Annotated in this window: 16 protein-coding genes, 4 tRNA genes and 1 riboswitch; of the genes, 15 read left to right on the plus strand and 5 right to left on the minus strand. The window is 61.0% G+C overall.

Going from position 1 to position 19,643, the window contains the following annotated elements; translation table 11 throughout:
- Window positions 1-58 precede the first annotated feature (58 nt).
- The 5 genes from astA (at window position 59) to astE (ending at window position 5,459) form a co-directional block, all read left to right on the plus strand.
- Window positions 59-1,084: an arginine N-succinyltransferase gene (gene astA, locus HX881_RS07825; RefSeq protein WP_017126133.1), complete on the plus strand. Its 1,026-nt coding sequence runs from the start codon at window positions 59-61 to the stop codon at window positions 1,082-1,084.
- Entirely contained in the window at window positions 1,081-2,550 is a 1,470-nt protein-coding gene (astD, locus tag HX881_RS07830) for a succinylglutamate-semialdehyde dehydrogenase (RefSeq protein WP_177083859.1), read from the plus strand. The genes astA and astD overlap by 4 nt, the downstream gene beginning before the upstream one ends.
- A 180-nt stretch (window positions 2,551-2,730) precedes the next feature.
- Entirely contained in the window at window positions 2,731-4,077 is a 1,347-nt protein-coding gene (gene astB, locus HX881_RS07835) for an N-succinylarginine dihydrolase (RefSeq protein WP_017126131.1), read from the plus strand.
- A gap of 69 nt (window positions 4,078-4,146) precedes the next feature.
- Window positions 4,147-4,434 (plus strand): topoisomerase II, encoded by a 288-nt coding sequence (locus HX881_RS07840; RefSeq protein WP_103032975.1) that lies wholly within the window; start codon window positions 4,147-4,149, stop codon window positions 4,432-4,434.
- A 17-nt stretch (window positions 4,435-4,451) separates the two neighbouring features.
- Complete coding sequence (gene astE, locus HX881_RS07845) at window positions 4,452-5,459, plus strand: succinylglutamate desuccinylase (protein ID WP_017126129.1); 1,008 nt, start codon at window positions 4,452-4,454, stop codon at window positions 5,457-5,459.
- On the opposite strand, the gene HX881_RS07850 is transcribed toward astE, so the two are convergent.
- From HX881_RS07850 to HX881_RS07860, 3 genes are all read right to left on the minus strand, one after another.
- Window positions 5,456-6,976: a M91 family zinc metallopeptidase gene (locus HX881_RS07850; RefSeq protein ID WP_177083849.1), complete on the minus strand. Its 1,521-nt coding sequence runs from the start codon at window positions 6,974-6,976 to the stop codon at window positions 5,456-5,458. The genes astE and HX881_RS07850 overlap by 4 nt on opposite strands.
- Before the next feature lie 140 nt (window positions 6,977-7,116).
- A complete protein-coding gene (locus HX881_RS07855) occupies window positions 7,117-7,608 on the minus strand; it encodes a 6,7-dimethyl-8-ribityllumazine synthase (RefSeq protein WP_017126127.1) in 492 nt (163 codons plus the stop codon).
- 132 nt (window positions 7,609-7,740) lie between these two features.
- Window positions 7,741-7,910, minus strand: a riboswitch (FMN riboswitch).
- On the minus strand, window positions 7,887-8,087 hold the full coding sequence (locus HX881_RS07860) for a hypothetical protein (RefSeq protein ID WP_177083851.1): 201 nt from the start codon (window positions 8,085-8,087) through the stop codon (window positions 7,887-7,889). It overlaps the preceding riboswitch by 24 nt.
- 27 nt (window positions 8,088-8,114) lie before the next feature.
- Here HX881_RS07860 and ltaE point away from each other — a divergent pair, with 27 nt between their 5' ends.
- The 7 genes from ltaE to HX881_RS07895 all read left to right on the plus strand — a co-directional run bounded on the left by ltaE (window position 8,115) and on the right by HX881_RS07895 (window position 14,091).
- Window positions 8,115-9,119: a low-specificity L-threonine aldolase gene (ltaE, locus tag HX881_RS07865; protein ID WP_177083853.1), complete on the plus strand. Its 1,005-nt coding sequence runs from the start codon at window positions 8,115-8,117 to the stop codon at window positions 9,117-9,119.
- 147 nt (window positions 9,120-9,266) lie between these two features.
- Window positions 9,267-11,891, plus strand: a complete 2,625-nt coding sequence (gene alaS / locus HX881_RS07870) for an alanine--tRNA ligase (protein ID WP_017126125.1) — start codon at window positions 9,267-9,269, stop codon at window positions 11,889-11,891.
- A 93-nt stretch (window positions 11,892-11,984) separates the two neighbouring features.
- Window positions 11,985-13,226 carry an aspartate kinase gene (locus HX881_RS07875; RefSeq protein ID WP_017126124.1) on the plus strand — a complete coding sequence of 414 codons (1,242 nt, stop codon included), beginning with the start codon at window positions 11,985-11,987 and terminating at the stop codon, window positions 13,224-13,226.
- A 190-nt stretch (window positions 13,227-13,416) separates the two neighbouring features.
- Window positions 13,417-13,605, plus strand: a complete 189-nt coding sequence (gene csrA / locus HX881_RS07880) for a carbon storage regulator CsrA (RefSeq protein ID WP_002554426.1) — start codon at window positions 13,417-13,419, stop codon at window positions 13,603-13,605.
- Window positions 13,606-13,667: 62 nt separating this feature from the next.
- Window positions 13,668-13,758, plus strand: a tRNA-Ser gene (locus HX881_RS07885).
- A 107-nt stretch (window positions 13,759-13,865) separates the two neighbouring features.
- Window positions 13,866-13,942, plus strand: a tRNA-Arg gene (locus tag HX881_RS07890).
- Between the two features lie 72 nt (window positions 13,943-14,014).
- Window positions 14,015-14,091 (plus strand) — tRNA-Arg (locus HX881_RS07895).
- Window positions 14,092-14,131: 40 nt separating this feature from the next.
- Here the strand turns inward: HX881_RS07895 and HX881_RS07900 are convergent.
- Entirely contained in the window at window positions 14,132-14,611 is a 480-nt protein-coding gene (locus HX881_RS07900) for an outer membrane protein assembly factor BamE (RefSeq protein WP_177083855.1), read from the minus strand.
- A 320-nt stretch (window positions 14,612-14,931) separates the two neighbouring features.
- On the opposite strand from HX881_RS07900, the gene mgtE reads away from it, so the two are divergent.
- Complete coding sequence (gene mgtE / locus HX881_RS07905) at window positions 14,932-16,374, plus strand: magnesium transporter (protein WP_017126122.1); 1,443 nt, start codon at window positions 14,932-14,934, stop codon at window positions 16,372-16,374.
- A 142-nt stretch (window positions 16,375-16,516) separates the two neighbouring features.
- On the opposite strand, the gene HX881_RS07910 is transcribed toward mgtE, so the two are convergent.
- Window positions 16,517-16,843: an Arc family DNA-binding protein gene (locus HX881_RS07910; RefSeq protein ID WP_042935290.1), complete on the minus strand. Its 327-nt coding sequence runs from the start codon at window positions 16,841-16,843 to the stop codon at window positions 16,517-16,519.
- A gap of 498 nt (window positions 16,844-17,341) precedes the next feature.
- Between HX881_RS07910 and HX881_RS07915 the strand changes: the two genes are divergently transcribed.
- Both HX881_RS07915 and HX881_RS07920 read left to right on the plus strand, forming a co-directional pair.
- Window positions 17,342-17,418, plus strand: a tRNA-Arg gene (locus HX881_RS07915).
- A gap of 204 nt (window positions 17,419-17,622) precedes the next feature.
- Complete coding sequence (locus HX881_RS07920) at window positions 17,623-19,167, plus strand: methyltransferase regulatory domain-containing protein (protein ID WP_177083857.1); 1,545 nt, start codon at window positions 17,623-17,625, stop codon at window positions 19,165-19,167.
- Window positions 19,168-19,643 lie beyond the last annotated feature (476 nt).

Here is a 19,643-nt window from a genome sequence, read left to right on the forward strand (position 1 = left end):
GCAGCCTTACAGCGAGTTTCGCGGATGCCGTCAGTCGGCGTCCGTTTGAGGAGATAGCATGATCGTTCGTCCCGTACGCAGCAGCGACTTACCCGCTCTGATCGACCTGGCCCGCAGCACCGGCACCGGCCTGACCACCTTGCCGGCCAACGAAGAGCGTCTGGCTCATCGTGTCGGCTGGGCGGAAAAAACCTTCCGGGGCGACGCCGGGCGTGCCGATGCGGACTACCTGTTCGTGCTCGAAGACGACAATGGCCGGGTGGTCGGCATTTCGGCGATTGCCGGTGCCGTGGGCCTGCGCGAGCCCTGGTACAACTTCCGGGTCGGCCTGACGGTCAGCGCCTCCCAGGAACTGAATATCTACCGCGAGATCCCGACGCTGTTCCTGGCCAACGACCTGACCGGCAACTCCGAACTGTGCTCGCTGTTCCTCCACGCCGACTACCGCAGCGGTCTGAATGGCCGGATGCTGGCCAAGGCGCGGATGCTGTTTATCGCCGAGTTCCCGCAACTGTTCGGCAACAAGATCATCGCCGAGATGCGCGGCATGTCCGACGAAGCCGGGCGCTCGCCGTTCTGGGAGAGCCTGGGTCGGCACTTCTTCAAGATGGAGTTCAGCCAGGCCGACTACCTGACCGGTGTCGGCAACAAGGCCTTCATTGCCGAGCTGATGCCGAAGTTCCCGCTGTACACCTGCTTCCTCTCCGAGGATGCCCGGGCGGTGATCGGCAAGGTGCACACCGATACCGAGCCGGCCCTGTCGATGCTCAAGAGCGAAGGTTTCAGCTACCAGGGCTATGTCGACATCTTCGACGCCGGCCCGGCGGTGGAGTGCGAAACCGGCAAGATCCGCGCGGTACGCGACAGCCAGGCGCTGGTGCTGGCCATCGGTACGCCAGGCGATGACGCCACGCCGTTCCTGATCCACAACCGCAAGCGCGAAGACTGCCGCATCACCGCGGCTCCCGCGCGATTCGCGGCGGGCACGCTGGTGGTCGATCCGTTGACCGCCAAACGTCTTCAATTGAGTGCGGGTGACCAGGTCCGCGCGGTTCCGTTGTCTGCTTCCCGGGAGTCGAAATAATGAGCACGCTTTACATCGCAGGCCAATGGCACGCCGGCCAGGGCGAAGCCTTCGAGTCGCTGAACCCGGTGACCCAGCAGGTGCTGTGGTCCGGCAACGGCGCCAGCGCAGCCCAGGTCGAACAGGCCGTGCAGAACGCCCGCGAGGCATTCCCGGCCTGGGCCCGGCGTAGCCTGGATGAGCGTATCGTCGTGCTCGAAGCCTTTGCCGCCAGCCTGAAGAGTCATGCCGACGAACTGGCCCGGTGCATCGGCGAGGAAACCGGCAAGCCGCTGTGGGAGTCGGCGACCGAAGTGACCAGCATGGTCAACAAGATCGCCATTTCGATCCAGAGCTACCGCGAGCGGACCGGCGAGAAGAGCGGCCCGCTGGGCGACGCCACGGCGGTACTGCGCCACAAGCCCCATGGCGTGGTGGCGGTGTTCGGTCCCTACAACTTCCCTGGTCATCTGCCCAACGGCCATATCGTGCCGGCGCTGCTGGCCGGTAACAGCGTGCTGTTCAAGCCGAGCGAGCTGACCCCGAAAGTCGCCGAACTGACGGTCAAGTGCTGGATCGAGGCCGGCCTGCCGGCGGGCGTGCTGAACCTGCTGCAAGGTGCTCGCGAAACCGGTATCGCCCTGGCGGCGAATCCGGGGATCGACGGCCTGTTCTTCACCGGTTCGAGCCGTACCGGCAATCACCTGCACCAGCAGTTCGCCGGGCGTCCGGACAAGATCCTGGCCCTGGAAATGGGCGGCAACAACCCGCTGGTGGTGGATCAGGTCGAAGACCTGGATGCCGCGGTCTATACCATTATCCAGTCGGCCTTCATCTCGGCCGGCCAGCGTTGCACCTGTGCCCGGCGCCTGCTGGTACCCGAAGGGGCCTGGGGCGACCGCTTGCTGGCGCGCCTGGTCGAAGTCAGTTCGGGCATCGAGGTCGGTGCGTTCGATCAGCAGCCGGCACCGTTCATGGGCTCGGTGATTTCCCTGGGTGCGGCCCGGGCGCTGATGGAGGCGCAGGCGCACCTGCTGGGTAACGGCGCCGTGGCGCTGCTGCCGATGACTCAACCACAGGCCGGCGCGGCCTTGCTGACACCGGGGATTCTCGATGTGACGGCGGTGAGTGAACGTGTCGACGAGGAATTCTTCGGGCCGTTGCTGCAGGTGATCCGCTACGCCGATTTCGACGCGGCGATTGCCGAGGCCAACAACACCCAGTTCGGCCTCGCGGCTGGCCTGCTGTCGGATTCCGAGGCGCGCTACCAGCAGTTCTGGTTGCAAAGCCGTGCCGGGATCGTCAACTGGAACAAGCAATTGACCGGTGCCGCGAGCAGCGCTCCATTCGGCGGGGTAGGGGCTTCGGGTAACCATCGCGCCAGCGCCTACTACGCGGCGGATTATTGCGCGTACCCGGTGGCGTCGCTGGAAACGCCGAGCCTGACGGTTCCGGCGACACTGACGCCGGGTGTTCGGCTTTCCTGAGCCTTCGGGCCTTCGGGCCCTACCGCTGGCAAGCCAGCGCCTACAAGGTTCTGCGGCGTACACAACAACGCGCAATGTACCTGGACCCCTGTAGGAGCTGGCTTGCCAGCGATGACCGCGAAGCGGTCGCCATACGCAGATGATTTGTGCTTATAAAAACAGATTCATGGAGCCTCGCCGATGAAATCCTTTGAAGTCAATTTTGACGGTCTTGTAGGCCCGACCCATAACTACGGCGGCTTGTCCTACGGCAACGTCGCTTCCCAGAGCAACAGCCAGCAGGCTTCCAATCCGAAGGAAGCGGCGCTGCAAGGCCTGGCGAAGATGAAGGCGCTGATGGAGATGGGCTTTGTCCAGGGCGTGCTCGCACCCCAGGAACGTCCGGATGTCGCCGCCCTGCGCCGGCTCGGCTTTGCCGGCACCGACGCGCAGGTGATCGAGCAGGCGGCCAGGCAGGCCATGCCGTTGCTGGTCGCCAGTTGCTCGGCCTCGAGCATGTGGGTGGCCAACGCCGGCACCGTCAGCCCGAGTGCCGACACCGCCGACGGTCGCGTGCACTTCACCGCGGCCAACCTGAACTGCAAGTATCACCGCAGCATCGAACACCCGACCACCAGCCGTGTGCTCGGCGCGATGTTCGCTGACAGCAAGCACTTCGCCCACCACGCGGCGTTGCCCGCCGTCGCCCAGTTCGGCGACGAAGGCGCGGCCAACCACACCCGCTTCTGTCGTGAATACGGCGAGGCCGGTGTCGAGTTCTTCGTGTTCGGCCGCAGTGCCTTCGATACCCGCTACCCGGCGCCGCAGAAATACCCGGCACGGCAGACCCTCGAAGCCTCCCAGGCGGTCGCCCGCCTGCACGGCCTGAGCGATGACGGTGTGGTCTATGCCCAGCAGAACCCGGCGGTGATCGACCAGGGTGTATTCCACAACGATGTGATCGCGGTGGGGAATGGCGAGGTGCTGTTCTATCACGAGGACGCCTTCCTCGACACCGAGCGGGTACTGGCCGAACTGCGCGACAAACTGGCCAGGTGCGGCGGCAACTTCCAGGCGGTCTGCGTGCCGCGTGCCCTGGTGACGGTGGATGACGCGGTGCGTTCCTACCTGTTCAACAGCCAGCTGCTGACCCGCGCCGACGGCACCATGATGCTGATCGTGCCGGAAGAGTGCCGCAAGAACGAGCGCGTCTGGCAGTACCTGCAGGGCCTGACGGCCGCTGCCGGGGTGATTCGCGAGGTGAAAGTCTTCGACCTCAAGCAGAGCATGCAGAACGGTGGCGGGCCGGCGTGCCTGCGCCTGCGTGTTGCGCTGAATGAAACCGAGCTGGCGGCGGTCAACCCAGGCGTTATCATGACCGCGCCGTTGTACGACACGCTGACCCAATGGGTCGAAAAGCACTACCGCGACTCCCTGCGCGAAAGCGACCTGGCAGACCCGCAGTTGCTGCTGGAGTGCCGGACGGCACTGGATGAACTGACGCAAATCCTTAAACTGGGCGCGGTTTATCCATTCCAGATCAATTGAAAGCGCGCGCCCGGCCTTCTTTGCCAGAAGGTCGGGCGCCCGGCTTTTCCTCCAGATGAGAGCACGACCATGAGCGATACCCTGCAGCTGATTCTTGAAGACACCGACGGCACTCAACTGGAAACCTCCTGCACGCGCGTTGCCGTGATATGGCAGGGCAAGGAGTTGTGGATCCAGCACGACGGTCGCGGCCAATTGCTGATCGGCGTCGATGTCGAAGAGGGCGATGCCGAATACGCCAACCTGCTGCTTCGCCCATTGGCGACTAATCTTGTAAGTCTGCAACTGGAAATGGAACCGGCCGACGTCGGCGACGACGATCACGTGCACGGCCCCGATTGCAACCACGATCACTGATCAAGGAACAGCGCATTATGCTCGCCCTCGGCAAACTGCTTGAATTGACCCTCGCCGGTCGCGAACCGGCAGAGAAGACTCAACTGACGGTCGAAGGCGTGCGGATGCGCTGGCTGAGCGAGGGCGCGCTGGAAGTGCGACCTCCTGAGGCCAGGGATAACGGCCAGGACCTGCTGCTGTCCGCCGGTATCCACGGTAACGAGACAGCGCCGATCGAATTGCTCGATCGCCTGTTGCACGACATTGCCCGGGGCGACCTGAAGCCTCGGGCACGCATTCTGTTCCTGTTCGGCAACCCCGAGGCGATGCGTCGCGGCGAGCGTTATGTCGAGCAGGACGTCAACCGGCTGTTCAACGGCCGGCATGAACAAAGCAGTGGCAGCGAAGCCTTGCGTGCCTGTGAGCTGGAGCGGCTGGCGGCGAGTTTCTTCAGCGTCGCCGATCGCGGTCGTGTGCACTACGACCTGCACACGGCGATTCGCGGTTCGAAGATCGAACAGTTCGCGCTCTACCCGTACAAGGAAGGGCGTGCCCATTCCCGTCGCGAACTGGCCCGCCTGCGCGCCGCCGGCATGTCGGCGGTGCTGCTGCAGAACAAGCCCTCCATCGTCTTCAGCAGCTACACCTACGACAAGCTGGGCGCCGAGTCCTTTACCCTGGAGCTGGGCAAGGCCCGGCCGTTCGGCCAGAACCAGGGGGTTGACGTTTCTCGCCTGGAGCGCTGCCTCAAGCAACTGATCGAGGGCAGCGAGCCGGTTGTCGATGACAGCCTCGATGGCCTGCAACTGTTCAGCGTGGCGCGGGAAATCATCAAGCACAGCGATTCCTTCCTGTTGCACCTGCCGGCGGATATCGAGAATTTCACCGAACTGCCCAAGGGCTACCTGCTGGCCGAAGACCTGGCGAACAGTCGCTGGGTGGTGGAAGAGCAGGGCGCCCGGATCATTTTCCCCAACCCGAAGGTGAAAAACGGCCTGCGGGCGGGGATCCTGGTGGTGCCGTCGGGAGACGAGACGCTGGTTTAGCGTGGCTGTACCCAGTTTCGCGGGGCCAATCCCAGCTCTTCGCGCAAGCCGTTTTCGGTGAAGGGCGTCGGGTTGCTGTCCAGCGCCGGAGTATTCGGGTCGGCGTCGAAATCGAAGGGCGTTACCGCAGCCGGCAGGCCTATGACCTGCAGTTCCTCATTGGGCACCGTGCGTGGGGATTTGTCGCCACGGGGGCCGTCGAAGCCATACCCGAGGAAAGACGTTCCGGTCACCCGGTTATAGGCGTGGCAGAGTTCGTGGTAGAGCAGGACGAGGCCGGGAGTCGCGTCGATTTCAACGGCCGGGTTGTAGTGGATGTTTCCTCCCGGGCGCCCGTCTCCCGCGCTTGTGTCTCTGATATAGATATCGCCCTGGGCCTGGGCATCGGTCAGAAACAGCGCGTTGTGCTCATATTCCAGCGGGTTGATCGTGACGGCGATGCCCTGTGCCCTGGCGGTTTTATCCAGCACCGATAACAGCTGGCTGCCCACGGGCGAGCCGCCGAGCAATCTCAGGTCATCGTTGACCCGGTCCTGAAATGCCGGGGAACCGTTGACCACGAGACCGGTATGCTCCAGGCCAAGGTGGCTGAGCAGGGTGACCCGCAAGCCCTCGGCAGACGATGCCTGCACACGCAGCTCCTCGGCATTGGCGGGTGGTTGGGGGGCGGCCTGGAACAACTGGTCGCGGGTATCGTTGCTGAAGACGTTATCCGCCGGTTTGATCAGCATGACGGTGTCCTGTCCGGCCCCGGTGTAAATCGTGTTGGTCCCGACGCCGGCCAGAATAGAGTCGTCGCCGTCGCTGCCACTGAGGATGCTGTGCCCCCGGCCACCGATCAGCAGATCGTTGCCCTGGCCGCCGTTGAGCAGATGGCGACTGTCGTCCAGGCTGGCGGTGGCGCTGATATGATCGTTGCCGGCGCCGCCATAGACGGTGGCGTCGCCTTCGACAAAGATCATGTCGTTGCCTTCTCCGGCCTCGACGTAGGCCTTGCCGCCTGCACCCGTGGTGATGAAATCATCGCCCGGGCCGGCATGGATCTGGATTTCGGCGCCTTCGCTGTGGATAACATCGTCGCCGTCGGCGGTTTCGACGATGGTCCGCAGCTTCACCTGTTCATCGACCGTCACCCTGTCGGCCCCGCCGCGGGTGCGGATGACCAGTATCTGTTGCAGAGAGGCCGGGCTGATCAGGTAACGCTCATGGTTGATGTCGACTATCAATTGCTCCTGCGGACAATGGACCCTCACGGTGTCGGCACTGTCGCTGGTGGTGAATATCAGGTAGTCCAGCGTCGAGTGGGGCGGCTTGTAGGACGTCGAAACGATCTTTCGCTCTATCAGGATCGGATCATTCTCTGCCGAGAGTCGGTAGGTTGAGGTCGGTTTGTAGTCGTCCCGGTATTCCTGGAGGATCTGGTAGCGCTCGTCGATGGAGCGGGCCTGGCCGTCGATCCAATGCTCCTGATAGGGCATGAGCGGCGGGGCCGTGTCGGGTGTGGGGGAGTCGTTCATGTGCGGTGTCTCCGCGGGCGGTGGGTTTCGAAAGCCCTTGAGGGGGCCTGGCGTCGAATCCACTTAAGCGCATTGGCGCTGCCGGGAGAGGATAGATAGTTATGACCTGCCGGCGAGGGGCCGGCAGGTGCGCAGATGGATCAGACCGCCAGTTTCTGTGCTGCGGGACGCGGTAGCGCGCGCAGTTTGCTCAGGGTGTCGGCGCAGGTTTTCGCGGCTTCCTGACCCTTGTGCACGAAGTGATCGAAGAAGAACTTCTGGTGCTCTTCGCCAGCGTGGAAGTGGTGCGGGGTCAGCACTACGGAAAACACCGGTACTTCGGTGTCCAGCTGGACCTGCATCAGGCCGTCGATCACCGCCGTGGCGACGAAGTCGTGGCGGTAGATCCCGCCGTCGACCACCAGGCCGGCAGCGACGACGCCGGCATAACGGCCGGACTTGGCCAGCAGCTTGGCATGCAGGGGGATCTCGAAGGCACCGCCGACTTCGAAGAAGTCGATATCACTTTCCTGGTAGCCCAGCTTGGCGATTTCCGAGACGAAGCCGTGGCGAGCCTGATCAACGATATCCTTGTGCCAGCAAGCCTGGATGAACGCGATCCGCTGAGTGTGGTGAAGGGTGGTGGGTTGCATCTGTTCTGACTCCTGTTTGTGTGAAAAACAGGGCGTTATGAATCGAATGGGATTCAAGGGTACGTTCAGGTCGGCTGTGCGATGCTGCCAGGCATGCGCACGGGGATCCGGTGGACGGCCCTTGGGTGTCAATCCCGTTCTCTCTTCATCCGGACTATGACCGTCGGCCCCGGGATCACACCGGGTCTGCTGACCTTGCCGAGGGACCGTCGAGACCGTCCGACTCGCCAAGCGCTCGCGGGCTATGCGCATTGCGCGCAATTACCGCCGGTGGGGAATTACACCCCGCCCTGAGAACGTTGCCGCCAGCTTTTCTGGCGGCGCCCGATTTTTACCATATATTTCACAGGTGTGCATGCCGCCTTTACGATAATAACCATCGAATTTTCATGGCGGTTCTCCGACATTTCCTGCGGCAGAGCTTGATTATCCCTCGCCGTGACCGCAGTAATTGCTTTCGAAAGGGATATTCCCGACATCAGCGCTCCATTGCCGAGGCCTGTTTCATGACTGTTATCGATCTTCGTAGTGACACCGTTACCCAACCCAGCGCCGGTATGCGCGAGGCCATGGCGAATGCGCCCCTGGGGGATGATGTGTATGGCGAAGATCCGTCGGTCAATCGGCTTGAAAGCGAACTGGCCGATCGGCTGGGCTTCGCCCGGGCGCTCTTCGTGCCCACCGGGACCATGAGCAACCTGCTGGGGTTGATGGCCCACTGCGAGCGCGGTGACGAGTACATCGTCGGCCAGCAGTGCCATACCTATAAATATGAAGGCGGCGGCGCCGCGGTGCTCGGTTCGATCCAGCCGCAGCCGCTGGAAGTCCAGGCAGACGGCTCGCTGGACCTGGCGCAGGTCAGGGCGGCGATCAAGCCCGATGACTTCCATTTTGCCCGCACCCGCCTGTTGGCCCTGGAAAACACCATGCAGGGCAAGGTCCTGCCGCTGGAATACCTGGCGGCGGCCCGTCGCTTGACCCGGGAACAGGGACTGGCACTGCACCTGGATGGTGCTCGGCTGTATAACGCGGCGGTCAAGCTGGGCGTCGATGCGCGTGAAATCACCCGGCACTTCGATTCGGTTTCGGTCTGCCTGTCCAAGGGCCTGGGAGCGCCGGTGGGTTCGGTACTGTGCGGCAGCGAGGAACTGATCGGCAAGGCGCGGCGCCTGCGCAAGATGGTCGGCGGCGGTATGCGCCAGGCCGGCCTGTTGGCGGCAGCGGGGCTGTATGCACTGGATCACCAGGTCGCGCGCCTGGCCGACGACCATGCCAATGCGTTGCACCTGGCCGATGGCTTGCGTGAGGCGGGCTATCGGATCGAGCCGGTACAGACCAACATGGTCTACGCCGACCTCGGCGAGCGGGCGAACGCGCTCAAGGCGTTTGCCGCCGAGCGCGGGGTGCGCCTGAGTGCCGCGCCGCGCCTGCGGATGGTCACCCATATGGACGTCGACCGTGCACAAATCGAGCAGGTGGTCGCGGTATTTGCCGAATTTAACCGCCAATGAGCCTGCAGGCCGTCCAATTGACGGTTTCTATCGTATAAACACACTGTACCCAAGGCTCAGGGCCGATATAATGCGGCCCTTTGCAAGTCGCAAATCCATTCAGACGTGATGCACTTGCCTCCGGCCGCAGACTCCGTGGAAGAACCTATGAAAAGCGCAGAAATCCGTGAAGCCTTCCTTCGCTTCTTCGAACAGCAAGGCCACACCCGTGTCGCCTCCAGCTCTTTGATTCCGGGCAATGACCCAACCCTGCTGTTCACCAACGCGGGGATGAACCAGTTCAAGGATTGTTTCCTGGGCCAGGAAAAGCGCGCCTACACCCGCGCCGTCAGCAGCCAGAAGTGCGTACGCGCCGGCGGCAAGCACAACGACCTGGAAAACGTCGGTTATACCGCTCGTCACCACACCTTTTTCGAAATGCTGGGCAACTTCAGCTTCGGCGACTACTTCAAGCGCGATGCGATCACCTTCGCCTGGACCTTCCTGACCTCCGACCAGTGGCTGAACCTGCCGAAGGAAAAGCTCTGGGTCACGGTCTACGCCAGCGACGACGAAGCCTACGATATCTGGACCAAGGAAGTCGGCGTGCCGGCCGAACGCATGGTCCGTATCGGCGACAACAAAGGCGCGCCTTACGCCTCCGACAACTTCTGGACCATGGGCGATACCGGCCCGTGCGGTCCTTGCACCGAGATCTTCTACGACCACGGCGCCGATATCTGGGGCGGCCCACCCGGCTCGCCGGAAGAAGACGGTGACCGTTACATCGAGATCTGGAACAACGTGTTCATGCAGTTCAACCGCACCGCCGATGGCGTGCTGCATCCGCTGCCGGCACCGTCGGTGGACACCGGCATGGGCCTGGAGCGGATCAGCGCGGTGCTGCAGCACGTTCACTCCAACTATGAAATCGACCTGTTCCAGAGCCTGCTGAGCGCTTCGGCCCAGGCCATCGGTTGCACCAATGACAACCAGGCTTCGCTGAAAGTGGTCGCCGACCATATTCGCTCCTGCGGTTTCCTGATCGCCGACGGCGTGCTGCCGTCCAACGAAGGTCGCGGCTATGTGCTGCGCCGGATTATTCGTCGCGCCTGCCGTCACGGCAACAAGCTCGGGGCCAAGGGCAGTTTCTTCTACCAGATCGTCGCGGCCCTGGTTGCCGAAATGGGTGAGGCCTTCCCTGAGCTGAAATCCCAGCAGGCGCATATCGAGCGTGTGCTGAAGGCCGAGGAAGAGCAGTTCGCCAAGACCCTGGAGCAGGGCCTGAAGATCCTCGAGCAGGACCTGGCCGAGCTCAAGGGTAGCGTGGTTCCGGGTGACGTGGTGTTCAAGCTGTACGACACCTACGGTTTCCCGATGGACCTGACCGGCGACATCGCCCGCGAACGCAACCTGACCCTCGACGAGGCCGGTTTCGAGCGCGAGATGGAAGCCCAGCGGGTGCGTGCGCGCTCCGCCAGTTCCTTCGGCATGGACTACAACAGCCTGGTCAAGGTCGATGTGGCCACCGAGTTCACCGGCTACAGCGCCACCAGTGGTTCGGCGAAAGTGATCGCGCTCTATAAAGAAGGGCAGTCGGTCGACGTCTTGAATGAAGGTGAAGAAGGCGTTGTAGTCCTGGACCAGACACCGTTCTACGCCGAGTCGGGCGGTCAGATCGGCGATTGCGGGTATCTGCAGGCGGCTGCCGGTCGCTTCGATGTCCGCGATACCACCAAGACCGGCGGGGCTTTCCTGCACCATGGTGTCCTGGCCCAGGGCAGTCTGCTGGTCGGCACCCAGGTGGAAACCCAGGTCGCTGCCGATGTGCGTCACGCCACCTCGCTGAACCACTCGGCCACCCACCTGCTGCACGCTGCATTGCGCCAGGTGCTGGGCGAGCATGTCCAGCAGAAGGGGTCGTTGGTCGACAGTCAGCGCCTGCGCTTTGACTTCAGCCACTTCGAAGCCATCAAGCCGGAGCAGATCAAGGCCCTGGAAGACATCGTCAACGCCGAGATCCGCAAGAACTCGGCGGTGGAAACCGAAGAAACCGATATCGACACCGCCAAGAAGAAGGGCGCCATGGCGCTGTTCGGCGAGAAGTACGGCGACAGTGTGCGTGTCCTGAGCATGGGCGGGGATTTCTCCGTCGAACTGTGTGGCGGTATCCACGCCAACCGTACCGGTGACATCGGCCTGCTGAAAATCATCAGCGAAGGCGGCGTGGCATCGGGTGTACGGCGCATCGAGGCAGTCACCGGTGCCGCGGCACTGGCCTACCTGAATGCCGCCGAAGAGCAACTCAAGGAAGCCGCGAACCTGATCAAGGGCAGCCGCGACAACCTGATCGACAAGCTGTCGGCTGTGCTGGAGCGCAACCGTCTGCTGGAAAAACAACTCGAGCAATTGCAGGCCAAGGCCGCAAGCGCCGCGGGTGACGACCTGTCGGCGCAGGCCCAGGACGTCAAGGGTGTGAAAGTCCTGGCCGCGCGCCTGGATGGTCAGGATGGCAAGGCCCTGCTGGCACTGGTCGATCAACTGAAAAACAAACTCGGCCGCGCAGTGATCCTGCTCGGCAGTGTCCATGAGGAAAAGGTCGTTCTGGTCGCAGGCGTGACCAAGGACCTGACCGGCCAACTCAAAGCCGGTGATCTGATGAAGCAGGCCGCTGCGGCAGTGGGCGGGAAGGGTGGTGGTCGTCCGGACATGGCGCAAGGCGGTGGTATCGACGCCGCGGCACTGGATGCAGCACTGGCCCTGACCGTGCCATTTGTCGAGCAGGGCGTTTAAGGCCTCGCCAATGCCCGTCGTCTAGTGACGGGCAACGGGGCTGTGGTTTGAATGATTAATGGGCGCCCCTTTACGGGCTGAGGCGGCTTAGAAATGGCTTTGATCGTACAGAAATTTGGAGGCACCTCGGTCGGCACCGTCGAGAGAATCGAGCAGGTCGCCGACAAGGTGAAGAAATTCCGCGAAGCCGGCGATGACCTGGTGGTTGTGCTGTCTGCGATGAGCGGCGAGACCAACCGCCTGATCGATCTGGCCAAACAAATCAGTGGCGAAAACCAGCCGGTTCCCCGTGAGCTGGATGTGATCGTTTCCACCGGTGAGCAGGTGACCATTGCGTTGCTGGCCATGGCACTGATCAAGCGTGGTGTGCCGGCGGTGTCCTACACCGGTAACCAGGTGCGGATCCTGACAGACAGCGCGCACAATAAAGCACGCATCCTGCAGATCGACGATCAGAAGATTCGTGCCGATCTGAAGGAAGGGCGTGTGGTTGTTGTCGCCGGTTTCCAGGGCGTCGACGAGAACGGCAATATCACCACCCTCGGTCGTGGCGGTTCCGATACCACCGGCGTTGCACTGGCGGCAGCCCTGAAGGCTGACGAGTGCCAGATCTACACCGATGTCGACGGCGTCTACACCACCGACCCGCGTGTCGTGTCCTCGGCCCAGCGCCTGGACAAGATCACCTTCGAAGAGATGCTGGAAATGGCCAGCCTCGGTTCCAAGGTGCTGCAGATCCGCGCGGTCGAGTTCGCCGGCAAGTACAACGTTCCGCTGCGCGTTCTGCACAGCTTTAAGGAGGGTCCGGGTACCCTCATTACTATTGATGAAGAGGAATCCATGGAACAGCCGATCATTTCCGGCATCGCCTTCAACCGCGATGAAGCCAAGCTGACCATCCGTGGCGTGCCTGATACCCCGGGCGTGGCCTTCAAGATTCTCGGCCCGATCAGCGCCGCCAACATCGAAGTCGACATGATCGTGCAGAATGTCGCGCACGATAACACCACCGACTTCACCTTCACCGTTCACCGCAACGACTACCAGGCGGCGCAGACCGTGCTGGAAAACACCGCGCGTGAAATCGGTGCGCGGGAAGTGGTCGGCGATACCAAGATCGCCAAGGTGTCGATCGTCGGTGTCGGCATGCGCTCCCACGCAGGCGTGGCCAGTCGCATGTTCGAAGCGCTGGCGAAGGAAAGCATCAATATCCAGATGATCTCGACCTCCGAAATCAAGGTTTCGGTAGTGATCGAGGAGAAGTACCTGGAACTGGCCGTGCGTGCATTGCACACGGCGTTTGAACTGGACGCACCGGCCCGCCAGGGCGAGTGATGCGTCATGCCGAAGGGCGCGGTTGAACCGCGCCCTTCGTGTTTTTTGATAAGCGCGGGCAGGCGCTGTTCTTTTGTCCGGGCTCGTCAATACTTAGGTGTGTAGGGCTATGGCTATCTAGCATGTAGGCCGAAGCCCTTTTTTTTGCAGACTGTGTTGTCCCTGAACTGAAATGCGTGAGGAGATAGGTATGCTGATTCTGACTCGTCGGTGCGCAGAAAGCCTGATCATTGGTGATGGTGAAATCACTGTGACCGTGCTCGGCGTCAAAGGAAATCAAGTGCGTATTGGTGTCAACGCCCCCAAGGAGGTGGCCGTGCACCGTGAGGAAATCTACCTGCGGATCAAGAAAGAGAAGGACGAAGAACCAAGCCATTAATTTTTCTCGTTTTTTTTGTTTGCAAACGGGGAGAAAGCTGGTTAATATACGCCCCGTGTTGCGGAGAGCTGGCCGAGTGGCCGAAGGCGCTCCCCTGCTAAGGGAGTACACCTCAAAAGGGTGTCGGGGGTTCGAATCCCCCGTTCTCCGCCATTATTCGTTTAGTACGTTACGATCTGGCTTCTTCTGTAAGTTGTTGAAATTACTAGAAAAAGTGCTTTACAAAGAGATTTGACGGCCTATAATGCGCGGCAACAAATGCACTCGTAGCTCAGCTGGATAGAGTACTCGGCTACGAACCGAGCGGTCACAGGTTCGAATCCTGTCGAGTGCACCATTTAAGCGTTGTTGGTAGTGATACAAACAGCGTGGCTTCAACCAGTTGTGATCTGGTCTAAAAACACAACTTGCACTCGTAGCTCAGCTGGATAGAGTACTCGGCTACGAACCGAGCGGTCACAGGTTCGAATCCTGTCGAGTGCACCATACACCAAGAAGCCCGCACTGGTTGCGGGCTTTTTGCTGTCTAGCGTTTGACACAACCCTTCTCATCGAACAGCACCAGGCTGCTGCGACCTTTCTTCAGATTGTAGTGATAGCGCGTGGCGCTGTTGCTCGTGCTGATCCTGTCCGGCCTGCCCAGGGCGCTTTCCACTTCCAGGCGATTCATGCCCGGACGCACCTGCTGCTGGATGATGGCCTGGCGTCTGCTCCTGGCGTCGAGCTGATTGCCACATCCATCGTCATGTTCACCGATTACGATCAGTTCCCGGGCGGCGGTGCTTTTTGCCTGAGGCGGCGCTTTCGGTGTGACGGCGAACTGCTTGCCGCCAGGCGGCGGGTTATCGGCCCGCTGGATCTGCAGGCTCTGCTCCTGTGTGCAGCCCAGCGTGGTGAAGGTGATATGGCCGCTGCTGTCTTCGCAGCGCTGCACGATGGCCGCGTTGGCGCAGGAAGGCAGGTGGAGCGCGAGGGGGATCAGCAGGCAGCAGGCTCTGGTGGGCATCGGACGTCCTCCGTGACGGTTGTCACCCAAGCCTAGTCGCTGACTTTTTCATCAGGCGTGTGTTTTCTTTTCAGGATGAGTCGTCGGAGTAGAAAGCAGCCGAAGAATGCTCGGCTTTGTCTCGCAAGCGCTTGTTCTTGCCAAGATTTTTGCCGTTAAAGCACCTGAGGCGGTGTATGATTGCGCCCGTCAGCCCCGCCGGGGCTTGTGGAATACCTCCATGGACTTACCCAGTAGTTACTCAGTACCCCGCTTTACCAATCATGAATTGACTGATTGATCCTTCCGGCGTGCCCCGCTGCTGGGAGTGGAGTTCGCCTATGACCGAAGTTGAAGTAAAGAAATCACAAGACAGTTTGCAGGACCGCCTCGCTCAAGTCGTTGAGCTGTTGCAGCGCCAGCGAGTGGTCGAGGACCTGACCCATCGTCAGGAAGGTCATCATCAGGACCGGGTGGAGAACCTGGTTCACCGGCAGAACCTCGTCGAGTTGCAGCGCAAGCTTGATGATCTGCACTCCGCCGACGTTGCCTATATTCTTGAAGCCTTGCCCCTGGACGATCGCCTGACCGTCTGGCAACTGGTCAAGGCCGAGCGCGACGGCGACATCCTCCTCGAGGTTTCCGACTCCGTACGAGAAACGCTGATCGCCGACATGGACGATCACGAGCTCCTGGCCGCGGCCAAGGAGATGGATGCCGACGAACTCGCTGACCTCGCCCCCGAGCTGCCGCGGGACGTGGTCCATGAGCTGATGGAAGCCCTTGACGGTCAGCAGCGTGAGCGCGTTCGCTCCGCGCTGTCCTATGACGAGGAGCAGGTCGGCGCGCTGATGGACTTCGAGATGGTTACCATCCGCGAAGACGTCAGCCTGGAAGTGGTGTTGCGTTATCTGCGTCGGCTCAAGGAGCTGCCGGGTCATACCGACAAGCTTTTTGTGGTGGATTACGACGGTGTGCTCAAGGGCGTGCTGCCGATCAAGCGATTGCTGGTCAATGATCCCGACAAGCAGGTGGCCGAGGTCATGGCCAGCGATCCGGTGAGTTTCCACCCGGACGAGGATGCTTATGACGCGGCGCAGGCCTTCGAGCGTTATGACCTGATCTCCGCGCCGGTCGTCGACAAGAACGGCAAGCTCATTGGCCGTCTGACCATCGACGAAATGGTCGACCTGATCCGTGAGGAGAGCGAAAGCGAAGTCCTCAACATGGCGGGTCTGCGGGAAGAGGAAGATATCTTTGCGTCGGTCTGGAAGTCCCTTCGCAACCGCTGGGCGTGGCTGGCGATCAACCTGATCACGGCCTTTCTCGCCTCGCGGGTGATCGGTCTGTTCGAAGGGTCCATCGAGAAACTGGTTGCCCTGGCTGCGCTGATGCCTATCGTCGCGGGCATCGGTGGCAACTCCGGCAACCAGACGATCACCATGATCGTGCGGGCCATGGCGCTGGACCAGGTCAGTACCGGCAATACCTCGCGGCTGATGCGCAAGGAGCTGGCTGTCGCCCTGATCAATGGGGTCATGTGGGGTGGTGTGATTGGTGTCGTGGCGTATCTGCTCTATGGCAGTTGGTCGCTGGGTGTCGTCATGACCGCCGCGATGACCTTGAACCTGCTGTTGGCGGCCTTGATGGGCGTGCTGATCCCGATGACGCTGGCGCGGCTGGGGCGTGACCCGGCGATGGGGGCGAGTGTGATGATCACTGCCATGACCGACAGCGGCGGCTTCTTCATCTTCCTCGGGCTGGCGACGATTTTCCTGCTCTGAGTCTTCCGGCGCAGCCTCCCCATGGGATCGGCTGCGCCATCTCTGCGTTATCCCCGGGCTTGTCGGCCCTGGTGTATTGCCTCTCCCGAATTCCACGCAAAAAAAAGCCAGCGCGAGGCTGGCTTGAGCTTTCAGGGATGAATCAGTTGGCGTCTGCGGCCATTTCGGCGTCGTGTGCAATCAGCGACACCAGGGCATTCTGCTGGCGGTGGGAAAGTTGACGGAAGCGCTGCAGCAACTCGCGTTCATGCAGGGATAGCTCGGGGCTGTCCAGGCGCATGCTCAGTTCGTCACCCAGTGCACCTTCCTGAATAAGACTCTGCTCCAGGCGTGCAATGATTTCGGAATTCATGCTTCGGTGATGGTTACGAGACACCTCGGCGATGCGTTCACGCATTCCATCGGGCAGACGCACGACGAATTTGTCAGCGGTACGGCTGGAATAAATTGCCTGTTTCAATGGGCGCATAGTTTTAAACCGGTTAGTTCAGGGGAGCGGTTCTCGGAATTGGCCGCAGGATGTCAGTAGGACAGCATGCTTTGCCAAATGTTCAACCTGAATTGATAAGAGGCCCGCATCATGCCTCAAATTTGCCAGATCATTGGCGTCAATTCTGTGACAAATATTGAACTGGACACAGGCAATATGCCAGCACCAATTATCAGAAATGCGCACTGGTTTGAAAGTTTTTCCCGGTGCGGCGCTCTGATCGGCCATCCCAAGCCCGTCTGAAGGCATCAAACCTCCCTGCCGCATATGCTACGCGGTGATCTGGCCTTTTGCCTCTACTGTTAGAGGATAGTGGCATTTGGCCGATTATCTAGTGGACGAACGGTGCAATAGGGGGTAGGGAGGCGGGTTTTCCGACCTACGCACCAAAAAGCCCCCGGACGACATGACAAACGGTGGCATGCCCGTTAACATGCACGCCGTCCTTTGCGCCGCCCGTCCGGGTGGTCGCTCGTTGTCTCAGTAGCTCAATTGGATAGAGCATCCCCCTCCTAAGGGGAAGGTTGGCAGTTCGAACCTGCCCTGGGACACCATCCCAATTCAAAGCATCCAGCTATCAATGCGAAGTGAGCGCCAGGCTCATGACGGCAGGTGGCTGCCAGTGCGAACTCCGCCCCCGAAAACGGCCGTTCAGGTCGGCCGCGCTGAAGACAGGATTTTTCGCTTGTGGTGGGCAATGGCCACCCTTTATAAGAAAAGCCTTTCTGCTTTCGATAATAGATAGAGGGACATCGATCATGGGCGAAGCTTGGAATGAAGGCTATTTCACGGACGAAGGTTATACCTACGGGTATTGCCGGGAAATCAATCCGGTGTTCCAGCGCTACTGCTTGTTGTTGCGTGGTTTTGCGAGCCTGGAGAGTGCAGATGCCTATCACTGCGAGCTTGGTTTCGGCCAGGGTGTCTCGGTTAATATCCATGCCGCGGCGAATCCGGGAAGCTACGTGGGCACGGACTTCCATCCGGCCCAGGCGGCCCATGCCAACACGCTGGCAAGCAGCTACGGCGGTAATGCCCAACTCTATGACGACAGCTTCGAACAATTGCTGGCCCGTAAGGATCTGCCGCAATTCGACAGTATCAGCCTGCATGGCATCTGGACCTGGGTCAGTCGCGATAACCAGAAACTGATCGTCGAATTCGTCCGTCGGCATCTCAAGCCTGGTGGTCTGCTTTACGTCAGCTACAACTGCTTCCCGGGCTGGTCGCCTTCGGCACCGCTGCGTCAACTGTTCAGCCTGCATGACCGCTTTGCCTCCAGCACCTCGATACGCCCGGGCGAACGGATCAATGCGGCGTTGCAGTTCTCCGAGGCGCTGCTGGCGGCCAATCCCCTATACGCCAGCGCGGCGCCGAGCCTGGGCGCCAAGCTGCAGAGCATCAAGGGGCAGAATCGCCAATATGTAGCCCATGAGTATTTCAACCGCGACTGGAACTGCATGTACTTCACTGATGTGGTGGATGCCTTGTCTGCGGCCAAGCTCGACTATGCCACGACGGCCGCGCCGCTGGATTCGGTGGACCCGCTCAACCTGAGCGCCGAGGGCATGGATTTCCTGGAAGGTATAGAGCATCCGATCATGCGCGAGCAGGCGCGTGACTACTTCGTCAACCAGCATTTTCGTCGCGATCTGTACCTGCGCGGTGCGAGCAGATTGTCCGCTGCGGAACAGCGCGAGAGCATGCTCAATACGCGGTTTGTCATGTTGCAGGCGGTAGACAGCGTACCGGGTGTCGTCAGTGGCCCGGCGGGGGAGGCCTCGCTGCAGGCAGAAGTCTATGGCCCCGTGCTCGAGGCCCTGGCGGCCAGGGCTTATGTGCCGAAAACCTTGCGCCAGTTGTTGGCGGCTGTGCCCTCGATGGCTTATGGCGACCTGGAGCAGGCGGTCAATGTCCTGGTCGGTATGGGCGTTGCCGCGCCCTGCCAGAGCGAGGCAGCCGAGAAGTTGGTGCAGGCGCGTTGCAGTGCCCTCAATCTGCATCTGTGCAAACGTTCGCTATTCACCAATCAGATCCAGACTTTGGCCAGTCCGGTGACCGGCGGTGGTGTGCCAGTCAGCCGCTTCGGGCAATTGTTCCTTATATCGATGAAGCAGGGTAAAAAGCTTCCGATCGAATGGGCGCAACTGGCGTGGGGGATTATCAGCGAACAAGGTGAGGGCATCGTCAAGGACGGCAAGGCGCTGAGCACGGCCGAAGAGAATATGGCCGAATTGCTGGAGCAGGCTGAGGCGTTTGCAGAGAAGTCGCTGGTTATTCTCAAGGCATTGAAAATCGTTTGATCCTTGCTGGCGCTGCGTTCGTGGGCGTTGGGATTGCCCGCGATGGCGTCCTTGAAGCTTGTGCTGCTTATATGGGCGCCTTCGCTGGCAAGCCAGCTCCCACAACTATGTAGTCGTCCAACCATTTTGGGTGCAACACCCAAACTGTAGGAGCCGGCTTGCTGGCGATGGCGTCATCTTGGACGCTGCAAGGCTTGCGGGCCCCATCGCTGGCAAGCCAGCTCCTACAACTATGTAGTCGTCCACCCATTTTGGGTGCAACACCCAAACTGTAGGAGCCGGCTTGCTGGCGATGGCGTCATCTTGGGCGCTGCAAGGCTTGCGGGCCTCATCGCTGGCAAGCCAGCTCCTACAGGGAGCGTGTTCTGCGCTGTTTCTGACCCTTGTGACAGAAAGATGAAAATAAGGGTTGACGGCAGATTCCATGGGCCTATAATTCGCCCCACTTCCGGCGCAGTCGAAACGGAAAACTCCTT

It is taken from the genome of Pseudomonas gingeri (assembly GCF_013386115.1).
Taxonomy (GTDB): Bacteria; Pseudomonadota; Gammaproteobacteria; order Pseudomonadales; family Pseudomonadaceae; genus Aquipseudomonas; species Aquipseudomonas gingeri.